General features: G+C 69.7%; 10 protein-coding genes. 9 read left to right on the top strand and 1 reads right to left on the bottom strand.

Annotated features, from left to right (window positions below):
* The first annotated feature begins 50 nt into the window (after positions 1 to 50).
* Genes G5B31_RS09985 through G5B31_RS09965 form a run of 5 tightly spaced genes read left to right on the top strand, consistent with a single transcriptional unit; the run spans position 51 to position 5,637 of the window.
* Positions 51 to 983, top strand: a complete 933-nt coding sequence (locus G5B31_RS09985; RefSeq protein ID WP_165016775.1) for an ABC transporter substrate-binding protein — start codon at positions 51 to 53, stop codon at positions 981 to 983.
* A 33-nt stretch (positions 984 to 1,016) separates the two neighbouring features.
* The gene (locus G5B31_RS09980; protein ID WP_165016772.1) at positions 1,017 to 2,060 is read left to right on the top strand and encodes a glycine betaine/L-proline ABC transporter ATP-binding protein; all 1,044 of its coding nucleotides are present in this window, start codon (positions 1,017 to 1,019) and stop codon (positions 2,058 to 2,060) included.
* Entirely contained in the window at positions 2,057 to 4,081 is a 2,025-nt protein-coding gene (locus G5B31_RS09975) for a proline/glycine betaine ABC transporter permease (protein ID WP_165016769.1), read from the top strand. The genes G5B31_RS09980 and G5B31_RS09975 overlap by 4 nt, the downstream gene beginning before the upstream one ends.
* Positions 4,082 to 4,094: 13 nt before the next feature.
* Positions 4,095 to 4,847 (top strand): hypothetical protein, encoded by a 753-nt coding sequence (locus G5B31_RS09970; protein WP_165016766.1) that lies wholly within the window; start codon positions 4,095 to 4,097, stop codon positions 4,845 to 4,847.
* Positions 4,848 to 4,869: 22 nt separating this feature from the next.
* Positions 4,870 to 5,637, top strand: a complete 768-nt coding sequence (locus G5B31_RS09965) for a glucose 1-dehydrogenase (RefSeq protein WP_165016764.1) — start codon at positions 4,870 to 4,872, stop codon at positions 5,635 to 5,637.
* Between the two features lie 260 nt (positions 5,638 to 5,897).
* Here G5B31_RS09965 and G5B31_RS09960 read toward each other — a convergent pair whose 3' ends face one another.
* Positions 5,898 to 6,620 carry a hypothetical protein gene (locus G5B31_RS09960; RefSeq protein ID WP_165016761.1) on the bottom strand — a complete coding sequence of 241 codons (723 nt, stop codon included), beginning with the start codon at positions 6,618 to 6,620 and terminating at the stop codon, positions 5,898 to 5,900.
* Positions 6,621 to 6,907: 287 nt separating this feature from the next.
* On the opposite strand from G5B31_RS09960, the gene G5B31_RS09955 reads away from it, so the two are divergent.
* The 4 genes from G5B31_RS09955 (at position 6,908) to G5B31_RS09940 (ending at position 12,214) form a co-directional block, all read left to right on the top strand.
* Positions 6,908 to 8,470 carry a D-aminopeptidase gene (locus G5B31_RS09955; RefSeq protein WP_165016758.1) on the top strand — a complete coding sequence of 521 codons (1,563 nt, stop codon included), beginning with the start codon at positions 6,908 to 6,910 and terminating at the stop codon, positions 8,468 to 8,470.
* A 22-nt stretch (positions 8,471 to 8,492) separates the two neighbouring features.
* A complete protein-coding gene (locus tag G5B31_RS09950) occupies positions 8,493 to 9,398 on the top strand; it encodes a proline iminopeptidase-family hydrolase (RefSeq protein ID WP_165016755.1) in 906 nt (301 codons plus the stop codon).
* A gap of 87 nt (positions 9,399 to 9,485) precedes the next feature.
* Positions 9,486 to 11,168 (top strand): ABC transporter substrate-binding protein, encoded by a 1,683-nt coding sequence (locus tag G5B31_RS09945; protein ID WP_165016752.1) that lies wholly within the window; start codon positions 9,486 to 9,488, stop codon positions 11,166 to 11,168.
* The gene (locus G5B31_RS09940; protein WP_165016749.1) at positions 11,168 to 12,214 is read left to right on the top strand and encodes an ABC transporter permease; all 1,047 of its coding nucleotides are present in this window, start codon (positions 11,168 to 11,170) and stop codon (positions 12,212 to 12,214) included. The genes G5B31_RS09945 and G5B31_RS09940 overlap by 1 nt, the downstream gene beginning before the upstream one ends.
* Position 12,215 lies beyond the last annotated feature (1 nt).

Raw genomic sequence — 12,215 nt, 5'->3', positions numbered from 1 at the left:
GCCGGACGGGAAGACCGAAAACCGAAGACCAACAGACAGGGAGACAAGGAATGACAAGGAAGAGCATCAATGCCGCCGTGTCGGCTTTCGCGCTGGCCGCCATGGGCTTCGGCCCGGCCCATGCCGCCGATCCCGGCGCCACGGGCGACACCATCCGCATCGCCATGCTGGAATGGACCGGGGCGCAGATCACATCGCAGGTGGTGGGCCGGGTGCTGGAGAAGGCCGGCTACAAGGTCGAATACGTCACCGCCGGCAACTATCCGCATTTCCAGGGCCTCGCCGATGGCGAGATCGCCGTCTCGCCGGAGATCTGGCTGAACAACGTCGGCGACATCTATCCGAAGGCGCTGGAGGCCGGGCAGATCGAGGACCTCGGCACCCTGGGCCTGCAGACCAACGAGGGCTGGATCTATCCGAAGTTCATGGAGGAACTGTGCCCCGCGCTGCCTTCGTGGGAGGCGCTGAACGACCCGGACTGCGTGGCGCAGCTGGCGACGCCGGACACGCTGCCGAACGGGCGGTTCCTCGACTATCCCTCGGACTGGGGATCGCGCGCGGCGACGATCATCGCCGACAACAACCTGCCGCTGACGGCGGTGCCCTCGGGGTCCGAAGGGGCGATGCTGGCCGAACTGCGGGCGGCGGAGGCGGCGAAGACGCCCTTGGTGATGATGTTCTGGGCGCCGCATTTCATCCTGGCCGAGGTCGAGGTCGGCTGGATCGAGATGCCGCCCTGCGTCGACCAGTCGAACGAGCACTGCATCATGCCGCCGGACGTGAACAAGGTGGTCTGGTCCGGCTTCGCCGAGAAATGGCCCGCGGCCCATGAGGTGCTGAAGTCCTTCCGGCTGTCGACCGAGGACCAGCAGCAGATGATGCTGGCGATCGAGCAGGGCCAGTCGCTGGAGGCAGTGGCCGACGGCTGGATCGCCGCGAACGAGGCGGCCTGGCGTCCTTGGGTGGATGCGGCGCTGCAATAGCGCCCGTCCGGCACCCTTGCAGGAGGCCCCGTGATGGCGCAGGCGCCCGAGATCATGCTGAGTTGCCGCAACCTGTGGAAGGTGTTCGGGCCGCGGCCCGGATACTATTTCGACACCGCAGGCTACCGGATCGACCCCGACGCCCTTGCCGCCCGGCTGCGGCGCGAGGGGCATATCCCGGCGGTGGCCGATGCCAGCTTCGACGTGAAGAAGGGCGAGATCTTCGTCATCATGGGGCTGTCCGGCTCGGGCAAGTCCACCCTGGTCCGCTGCCTGTCGCGGCTTCTGGACATCGAACATGGCGCGATGGAGTTCGACGGCCGGGACCTCGGCCGCGTCGGCGGGCGCGAGCTGACCGAGATCCGCCGCCGCAAGATGGGCATGGTGTTCCAGAGCTTCGGCCTGATGCCGCACCTCACCGCGCTGGAGAACGTCGCCTTCCCGCTGAAGCTGCGCGGCATGGACCGGGCGGCGCGCGAGGCGCGGGCGCAGGAGATGCTGGACCTGGTGGAACTGGGCGGCCGGGCCGATGCCTTGCCCACGGAACTTTCGGGCGGCCAGCAGCAGCGGGTCGGCATCGCCCGCAGCCTGGCGCCGGACCCGGAGCTGTGGTTCCTGGACGAGCCGTTCTCTGCGCTGGACCCGCTGATCCGGCGGCAGATGCAGGACGAATTCCTGCGGCTGCAACGGCAGCTGAAGAAGACCATCGTCTTCATCACCCATGACATCATGGAAGCCTGCCGGCTGGCCGACCGCATCGCGCTGATGCGCGGCGGGCGGATCATCCAGATCGGCACCCCGGCCGAAATCCTGCTGTCCCCCGCCGACGACTACGTGGCGGCCTTCACCGCCGAGGTGGCCTTGGGCCGGGCGATCCGGCTGGGCGATCTGGCGCAGCCCGACGCCGCGCCGCCGGAGGGCGCGCCGCTGTCCGCCCGCGCCCCGATCGAGGTGCTGCTGCCCGCGCTGGCCGCGGGGCAGCGGCGCTTTGCGGTCGAGGGCGGCAGGGTGGTCGAGGCTGCCGCGGTGCTGGAGGTGCTGCACCGCGATGCCCGTCACGGCGGGACGGCGACATGACCCTGCCGCGCCTGACACGGGCCGAGATGCTCTGGGTCCTGCTGCTGGCGGCTTCGGTGCTGCTGGCGGCGCTGGCGCATGTCTTCCCCGTGCTGCGCGGTTTTCCGGCCGGGCTGACCCTGCCGCTGGCCGACTGGGCGAATGCCGTCCTCACCCCGCTGGTCGAGGCACTGCGGCCGCTGGGCCGGCTGGTCTCCGCCGCGGTGGAGGGGCCGCTGGAGGCGATCCGCGCCGCGCTGGCCTGGCTGCCCTGGCCGGCGACGGTGCTACTGGTCGCGGCGCTGGCGCTTCAGGCCGGGGGGCGGGGGCTGGCGGTCTTCGCCGCCGCCGCGCTGGGGCTGGTGGTGGCGATGGGCTACTGGCCCAAGGCGATGAACACGCTGGCGCTGGTCCTGATCTCGGTGCCGCTGGCGGTGGGGATCGGCTTCGCCCTGGGCGCGCTGGCGCACCGTTTCCCGAAGCTGCAGCCGGCGCTGGTCGTCCTGCTGGACGTGATGCAGACCTGGCCCGCCTTCGGCTACCTGATCCCGCTCTTGCTGCTGTTCGGCTTCGGCCCTACCGCGGGGCTGGCGGCCAGCGTGGTGTTCTCGATCCCGCCGATGGTGCGCAACACGCTGGTCGGCCTGCGCGGGGTGCCGCCCGCCATCGTCGAAAGCGCGCTGATGGCGGGGGCGACCCCGGCGCAGCTGTTCTGGCAGGCGCGGGTGCCTTCGGCCCTGCCGCAGCTGCTGGTGGGGGTGAACCAGACCACCATGGCCTCCTTGTCGATGGTGATCATCATCGCCATCATCGGCGGCTTCGACGACATCGGCTGGGAGGTGCTGTCGGCCATGCGCGCGGCCGAGTTGGGGCGCAGCCTCGGCGCCGGGCTGGTGATCGTGCTGATCGCGGTGCTGCTGGACCGGATCACCCGCGGTTTCGCCGCCCGCGGCCGGCGGACGGGCCGGCGGGTGCTGTGGATCGGGGCGGCGGCGGCGCTGGTGCTGGCCGTGGCGCTGGCGGGGCAGGACCTGCTGCCGGGCGACGCCGGGCAGCGCAGCCTGAGGCGGCTGGACGGCTGGCTCCTGGACTTCGTGGCCTGGAGCGCACCCTTCTTCGGCCTGCTGCGCAATGCCATCACCTATGGGGTGATGCTGCCGATGCGGCTGGGGTTTTCCGGCTCGGCCAGCCCGATGGTCTGGGGCTTCGCGCTGACGCCGGCCATCATCGCCGCCTATGCGCTGGCCAGCCTTGCGCTGGCGCTCTGGCTCGGCCGCCGCCGGCCGATGCGCGGCATCGCCTTCGGCTTCGCGGCGCTGCTGGTCTGGACCGGCCTGCCCGGCTTTCCCTGGCCCGGGGTCTTCGCGCTGGCCGGCGTGGCCTGCTGGCGCGCCGGCGGCCCGGGGCTTTGCGCGCTGGCGCTGGCAGGGCTGGCGCTGGCCGGCGTCTCCGGCCTCTGGGCGCCGATGATGCAGTCGATCTACCTCTGCGCCGTCGCGGTGCTGATCTCCTTCGCCCTCGGCGGCGCATTGGGTGTGCTGGCGGCCGAGAGCGACCGCTTCTCGGCCCTCCTCCGCCCCGTCAGCGACGCCTTGCAGACCATGCCGCAGTTCGTGTTCCTGATCCCGGCGCTGATGCTGTTTAAGGTGGGCGAGTTCACCGCCCTGATCGCCATCGTGCTTTACGCCGTGGTGCCGCCGATCCGCTATGTCGAGCACGGGCTGCGCAGCGTCCGCGCCGATCTGGTCGAGGCGGCGGTGCAGATGGGCGCCACGCCGCGGCAGATGCTGTGGCAGGTCAAGCTGCCGCTGGCCCGGCCCTCGGTCCGGCTGGGGCTGAACCAGACCATCATGGCGGCGCTGTCGATGCTGGTGATCGCGGCGCTGGTCGGCACGCGGGAACTGGGCCAGCAGGTCTATGTCGCGCTGTCCAAGGCCGATGCCGGGGCGGGGATGATCGCGGGCGGCATCATCGCCTGCATCGCGCTGGTCGCCGACCGGCTGTTGCGGACCCCGGGCGAGGCGCCGGGCAGAACCGATTGAGGAGGGGAATGCGGTGAACAGGATTTATGCGCTCTGGTCGCATCCGCGGTCGATGTCGACGGCGATGGAGCGGGTGATGCGCGAGCGGGGCGACCTCGACTGCGCGCATGAGCCGTTCATGTATGACTACTACGTCCATCGCCGCATCCGGGTGATGCCGCATTTCGACGTGCGGCCCGACCATCCGGTCAGCTACGCGGCGATCCGCGACCACCTGATCGCCCGGTCGGAAAAGGCTCCGGTCTTCTTCAAGGACATGAGCTATTACGTCATGCCCCACATCCTCGACGATGCCGTCTTCGCCGAACGGCTGGTCGATGCCTTCCTGATCCGCGATCCGGTGGCCTCCATCGCCTCCTACCACAAGCTGGACCCGGAGGTGACGCTGGACGAGATCGGGCTGGAGGCGCAGTGGAGGCATTACTCCGCGCTGAAGGCGGCGGGGCGCAGCCCGGTGGTGATCCGGGCCGAGTCTGTGCGGCAGGACACCCGCGGCGCGATGGCGCGGTTCTGGCAGGCGGTGGGGCTGCCGTTCTCGGAAGCCGCCTTCGACTGGCAGTCGGAAAAGCCGAAGGACTGGGAGCAGGTGGGCGGCTGGCACGGCGATGTCAGCGCCTCCAAGGGCATCCGTCCGCTGACCGAGGAGGAAATCCGGGCGCAGCGCGAGACCTTCGAGAAGATGGCGCAGGACCATCCGAACATGCGCGCCCATCTGGAACATCACCGGCCTTTCTACGACCTGCTGGCCGCCGAGGCGCTGGTCTGACCCCATCGACAAGGAGGACGACATGGGAAGAGCAGAGGGCAAGATCGCCCTGATCACCGGCGCTGGAATGGGCCTCGGCCTGGCCAGCGCCACGCTTCTGGCCCGCGAGGGCGCGGCGCTGATCCTGACCGACATCAGTCCGCCCGATCTGGAGAAGGCGGTGGCGACCCTGCGCGCCGCCGGCGCCACGGTGCGCGGGATCGTGCAGGACACCTCCTCGCCCGAGGACTGGGCGCGGGTGGAGGCCGATGTGCGCAGCACCGAGGGGCGGCTGGACGTGCTGGTCAACAACGCCGGCATCGCGCCCATCGGCACCATCGAAAGCTGCGACATGGAGCAATGGCGCCGCTGCATGGCGGTGAACGCGGACGGGGTGTTCCTGGGCTGCAAGACCGCGGTGGCGCTGATGAAGGGGCAGGGCGGGTCCATCGTCAACCTGTCCTCCATCGACGGCATCATCGGCGAGGCCGACCTTGCCGCCTATTGCGCCTCGAAGGGCGCGGTGCGGACGCTGACCAAGGCGGTGGCGGTGCATTGCGCCGAACAGGGCTACGGCATCCGCTGCAACTCGATCCACCCCGGCTATATCTGGACGCCGCAGACCGAGAATTACCTGGCCGGGCTGGGGCGGCTGGAGGCGGAGAAGGCCAAGGCCCTGTCCCGCCATCCCATCGGCCGGCTGGGGAAGCCCGAGGACATCGCCTATATGGTGCTATACCTCGCCAGCGACGAATCCAGCTTCGTCACCGGGGCGGAGATGGTGGTGGACGGCGGCTATCTGATGGTGTGACCGTAGCGGGTGCTGGTGGTCTCCACGGTCTGGCCGGGCGGGAGAAGGCGAGGCATTGCCTCGCCCCCGCCCGTGCGCGGCATGTCACCCGGAGACGCTGCAGCGCATAACCCGGAGAGGCCAGCGCCCGACCCGGCGGGCGAGAAGCGCCCGCCGAGGGCGGGGCGGGCGCTGGCCGGGCCTTTGAGGCCCGGCCGGAACAAGGTGATACGTCGGGACGTGGCGAAGGCGATGGCCTTCGCCATGGAAACGGGCGAAAGTCACACCCTTCCGCCGACCAATTGCCGGGCGGGTTCCGCGCGCAGCGCCTGCGCCATCCGGTCCCGGCCGAAATAGACGTGGTGGAAGGCATCCGCCCTTCCGCCGGCAAGCTGCACGTCCTCGCGCCGCCAGTCCCAGCCCTGCTCGGTCAGCCTTGCCTCGAAGGGCTCCGACACCTCGGCCGACCAGAAGGCGGCGATGCCGCCCGGGCGCAGGGCGGCGCGCACCGCCGCCAGCCCGCTGCGGGCGTAGAGCCGTTCGTTCTCGGCCCGCACGGTGAAGTCGGGGCCGTTGTCGGTGTCCATCAGGATCACGTCGAAGCCGGCCGGGCTGTCCTCCAGCAGGTCCATCACGTCCATGATCCGCAACTCCACCCGTGGGTCGCGCAGCGGATGCCCGGCCAGCGGGCCGAGCGGGCCGCGGTTCCAGCCGGCGATGGCCGGGATCAGCTCGCAGACCGTTACCCGGGCGCCCTCGTCCAGCAGGTCCAGCGCCGCGCGCAGGGTGAAGCCCATGCCGAGGCCGCCGATCAGCACCCGCGGCGCCTCGCCGCCATGGCGGCGCAGGCTGCGTTCGGCCAGCACCGCCTCGGACTGCCAGGTCAGGTTCGACATCAGCTCGATGCCGTTGAAGCGGATTTCGTGGATGGTCCCGCGTCGTCGCAGGAGGATTTCGTCGCCCGCCGCGGTGGCGGTGCGGGCCAGTTCTGTCCAGAGTGTCATGGCATGTTCCCAAGGCGCGCCGCTGGCAGCGCCGGTTCCGGTGATCGTCAGCGAAGGGTCTGGGGTTGCCCGGCGGTCAATGCCCGGACAACCCGGGGACATGACGTGCCCGGGTTCCGATCAGCAGCGGGAACAGCGCCGCGGCGCGGGAGATGTTCTCACGGATGCGCATGGCCCCATATGGCCCGGGAAGGGCGGCGGGGGCAACCCGTCCGCCCTTCCGGCGGTAACGATTGCGTTCCCCGGCCCCTTGCGCTTCCCGGCGTTCCGGTGATGATGCCGTGGACATGGCTGGCCAGAATCCCCTTCCTCTCGATCTTGCCCTTGACCTGCTGCCCCGGCGCTTCCCGGGGCCGGGCGGTGTCGCCGTGGTGTTGCGCGACGGCAAGGAGGTCGCCGCGCGGGCCTGGGGCTATGCCGGGCTGGAGAGCCACCGGCCGATGACGCGGCAGACCCGGCTGCCGATCTGCTCGATCTCGAAGCAATTCACCTGCGGCGCCCTGCTGGCCGAGGTGGGGGAGCCGGAGGCGCTGGACCCGCTGCTGCCGGGCTTCCTGCCGACGCTGGAGGGGCCGCTGCCCCCGGTGCGGCGGATGTGCCACAACCAGTCGGGCCTGCGCGACTACTGGGCGATGACGGTGGTCGAGGGCGCGAAGGCCGAGCAGACCTTCGGCTCCGGCGACGCGCTGCCGATGATCGCCGCCACCCGCAGCGGCCATTTCGCCCCGGGCATGGGCTATTCCTACTGCAACGCCAACTACCGCCTGCTGCCCGAGCTGATCCGCAAGGCCACCGGGCAGGAGCTGGAGGACCTTTACCGCCGGCATATCTGGGGTCCGGCGGGGATGCGGACGGCGGTGCTGACCGCCAACACCCGCCACCCCGAGGATGGCGTCACCGGCTATGAGGGCAACGAGGCCACCGGCTATTTCCCGGGCGACAACGGCATCTATTGGGTCGGCGACGCCGGGATTTCCGCCTCGCTGGACGATATGCTGGCCTACGAGGCCTGGATCGACGCCACCCGCGACGACCCGGCCGGGCTTTACCGCCGGCTGTCGGCGCCCGTGACCTTCGCCGACGGCACCCCGGCGCTGTATGGCTTCGGCCTGGCGCATGAGGTGGTGGGCGGCGTCGCCGTCACCGGCCACGGCGGCGCGCTGCGCGGCTTCCGGGCGCAGCGGATGCACGCAGCCGAGGCCCGGGTCTCGGTGGTGGTGATGTTCAACCACGAGGCCAGCGCCCATGACGCCGCCGCCTTCCTGATGCGCGCGGCGCTCGGCCAGCCCGAGCCTGCATGGCAGGCGCCGGAGCCGGGGTGGGAGGGGCAATGGCTTTGCCCCACGACGGGCCTGATCGCCCGGCTGGAGCCGGAGGCCGAGGGCGTGAAGCTGCATTTCGCCACCGGCCCCGAGGTGCTGTGCCAGCAGGAGCCGGGCGTCCTGGCCTCCGAGGAAACCCGGATCGAACGGCAGGGCGACGGCCTGCGGATGCGGCGGCGGCGGGACAACCTCGACACCCTGCTGCAGCCGCTGCCGGTGGTGGAAACCGCCGATGGCGGGGCCATCGCCGGGGAATATCGCTGCGGGGAGACCGGCGGCACCCTGCGGCTGGAGGCGCGCGACGGTGCGGTCTTCGCGCTGTTCACCGGCCGGCTGGGGCAGGGGCGGATGGAGCCGGTGCTTCCCGCCGGGCGGGATGTCTGGCTCTTGCGCACCCGCCGGTCGATGGACGCGCCGGCGCCGGGCGACTGGACGCTACGGCTCCGTCGCGATGCCCAAGGCGCGGTGACCGGCCTGATTCTCGGCTGCTGGCTGGCCCGCGGCCTCGACTTCACCCGCCTGGCCTGAGCCGGGCCGACAGGACTTCTCCATGCAGACCACCGAAGGCAAAGCCCCGTTCCGTGATTACGAGACCTGGTATCGGGTGACGGGCGACCTGACCTCCGGCCTGACGCCGCTGATCGTGGCCCACGGCGGGCCGGGCTGCACCCATGACTACGTGGACAGCTTCGCCGCGCTGGCCGGCGCGGGCCGGGCGGTGATCCATTACGACCAGATCGGCAACGGCCGCTCCACCCGGCTGCCGGAGAAGGGGGCGGCGTTCTGGACGGTCGGCCTGTTCATGGACGAGTTGCACAACCTGATCGCCCATCTGGGGCTGGCACGCTACTACCTGCTCGGCCAGTCCTGGGGCGGGATGCTGGGGGCGGAATTCGCCATCACCCGGCCCGCGGGGCTGAAGGCGCTGGTGCTGGCGGACAGTCCGGCCTCGATGCCGGTCTGGATCGAGGAGACCGGCCGCCTGCGCGACGCCTTGCCCGAGGAGGTGAAGGAGGTGCTGTCGCGGCACGAGGCCGCCGGCACCACCGACCACCCGGACTATGCCAAGGCCACCAAGGCTTTCAACGCCCGCCATGTCTGCCGGCTGGACCCGCTGCCCGATGCGGTGAAGCGCACCAATGCGGCGATGGAGGCGGATTCCCACGTCTACAACCTGATGATCGGCCCGAACGAATTCCACATCACCGGCACCCTGGCGGACTGGAGCGTGGTCGACCGGGTGCACCTGATCGAGGTGCCGACGCTGCTGATTTCCGGCGCGCATGACGAGGCGACGCCGGCGACGGTGCAGCCCTTCGCCGACGGCATCCCGGACGTGCGCTGGCACGTCTTTCCGAACTCCAGCCACATGCCGCATGTCGAGGAATTCGACGACTGCATGAAAGTGGTTGGAGAATTCCTGGCCCGGTGCGATGCAGGGCAGAACACCGCCTGATCCTTTTCCGCGCGCCCCCCGCCTGTTGTCCGGGGGGTGAAAACCGGCGGCCGCGCGACCGCCCCGACACCAGAAGGGAGACCAGTCATGAGTGAGATCAGATCCATCCGGGCGCGGCTGAAGGGCCGCTTCCTGGGCGGCGTCGCCGCGCTGGCCATCGGCGCGGCCTTCCCCGCGCTGGCGCAGGACGATGCGCATTACGGCGGCACGATGAAGCTGCTCGGCGTCTCGTCCGAGGGCACGCTGGACCCGCACATCAACTATACCGCGCGCTATTGGCCGCTGTTCATCTACACCCATGACGGGCTGATGGCCTTCAAGAAGGTGGGCGGCCCGGAAAGCGCCGAGGTGGTGCCCGACCTGGCCGAGGCGATGCCGGAGGTGTCGAACGACGGCAAGACCTATACCTTCAAGCTGCGCCAGGGGATCAAGTTCTCGAACGGCAAGGACCTGACCGTCGATGACGTGGTGGCCTCGTTCCAGCGCATCTTCAAGGTCTCCAGCCCGACCTCGGGCAGCTTCTATTCCGGCATCGTCGGCGCCGACAAATGCCTGGCCGAGGCCGAGACCTGCACGCTGGAAGGCGGCGTGACCGGCGATGCCGCGACCAACACGATCACCATCAACCTGGTGGCGCCGGACGCGGAATTCCTGTTCAAGCTGGCCGTTCCGCACGCGGTGATCATGCCGGCCGACACGGTGATGAAGGATGCCGGCAACCAGCCGATCCCCGGCACCGGCACCTACATGTTCGAAAGTTACGACCCGAACGCCTCGCTGATCATGGTGCGCAACCCGCACTTCCAGGAGTGGAGCAAGGAGGCCCAGCCGAAGGGCTATCCCGACCGGATCGAATACACCTTCGGCGGCACCGAGGAAGCGGCGGTCAACGCCATCCTGAACGGCCAGGCCGACTGGATGTATGAGCCCGTCCCCTCGGACCGTCTGGCCGAGCTGAGCGTGTCGAACGCCGACCAACTGCGCGTGGCGCCGCTGGTGGCCTGGTGGTATGCGCCGATGAACGTCAACATCCCGCCGTTCGACAGCCTGCAGGCGCGGCAGGCGCTGAACTTCGCCGTCGACCGCGGTGCGCTGGTCTCGGTCTTCGGCGGCCCGGCGCTGGCCGCTCCGGTCTGCACCATCCTGCCACCGGACATGCCCGGCCATGCCGACCGCTGCGACTACACCGCCGACCCCGGCGAGTTCTGGAGCGCGCCGGACATGGAGAAGGCGCTGGCGCTGGTCGAGGAATCGGGCACCAAGGGCCAGAAGGTCACCGTGGTGGCCGACGACACCTCGACCGGCCGCGCGGTGGGCACCTACCTGCAGACCGTGCTGACCGAGCTGGGCTACGACGCCACCGTGCAGTCGATCTCGGGCGACATCCAGTTCACCTATATCCAGAACACCAACAACAACGTGCAGATCTCGGTGACGCAGTGGTATCAGGACTACCCGGCGCCCTCGAACTTCCTGCATGTGCTGTTCGGCTGCGACAGCTTCACCCCGGGGTCCGATTCCTCGGTGAACATGTCGGGGATCTGCGACAAGGGGCTGGACGACCGGATGAAGGCGGCGATGGCGCTGGCGGCGACCGACCCGGAGGCCGCGCTGACCGAATGGGGCAACATCGACTACGACATGATGAAGCTGGCCCCGGCGGTCCCGCTGTTCACCCCGAAGGACGTGGACCTGATCTCCACCCGGCTGGGCAATTATGAATTCTCCAGCCAGTTCCACTGGCTTGTCGGGAATTCCTGGGTTCAGTGATGGGCGCCACACCCGAGCATGAGACCGCCCTTCCCCCGGCCGATCCTTCGGCCGGGGACAAGGGCTGGTCCCGCCGCGGTCCCTGGAGGCGTGTCCTCCAGGGTCTGCTGGCCAGCCCGACCGCGGTGATCTCCGCCGCGCTGCTGGCGCTGATCGTGGTCGCCACGCTGCTGGCGCCGGTCTATGCCAAGCAGGTCTCGGGCACCGATCCGTTCCGCTCCGGCCTGTCGGCCAAGATCAAGATCGACGGCAAGCCGGTCCCGGTGATGCAGCAATCGACCGAGGGCCTGGGCCTTGGCGTCACCCCGATCGGGCCGACCTGGGGGCCGCAATACCTGCTGGGCGCCGACGGCCAGGGCCGCGACGTGGCGGCGCGGCTGCTGTATGGCGGGCAAAACTCGCTGCTGATCGCCGGGGCCTCGACCGTGCTCTGCCTCTTGATCGCCGCCATCGTCGGCATCGCCGCCGGCTATCTGGGCGGCGCGGTCGATGGCGTGCTGTCCAACCTGATCGACATGATCTGGGCCTTCCCGGTCTATCTGCTGGCGATCTCGCTTTCCATCGTGATGATCGGCAAGAGCTATGCCTTCGGGCCGTTCGAGATATCCTCGGGCAGCCTGATCGTGCCGATCCTGATCATCGGCCTGGTCTATGTGCCCTATGTCGCCCGCCCTATCCGCGGCCGGGTGCTGGCGCTGAACCAGAGCGAATTCGTCATGGCCGCCCGCGGCCTGGGCATCCGGCCCGGGCGCATCCTGTGGCGGCACATCCTGCCCAATGTCTCGACCACGCTGATCGTCTTCGCGCCGATGCTGATGGCGCTGAACATCGTCACCGAAAGCTCGCTTTCCTTCCTGTCGGTGGGCGTGCAGCCGCCGAACGCCAGCTGGGGCACCATCCTGCAGGACGGCCAGACGCTGCTTTACTCGCGGCCGATGGTGTCCTTGGCGCCGGGCCTGGCGATCATGGTGACGGTGCTGCTGCTGAACCTGTTCGGCGACGTGCTGCGCGACGTGCTGGACCCGAAATCGGCACGGGGGCGCTGAG

The organism is Rhodobacter sp. SGA-6-6 (assembly GCF_011043545.1).
GTDB lineage: Bacteria > Pseudomonadota > Alphaproteobacteria > Rhodobacterales > Rhodobacteraceae > Pseudogemmobacter.
The sequence above is the reverse complement of the archived record's forward strand: the minus strand, read 5'-3'. Positions and strand labels throughout refer to the sequence as shown.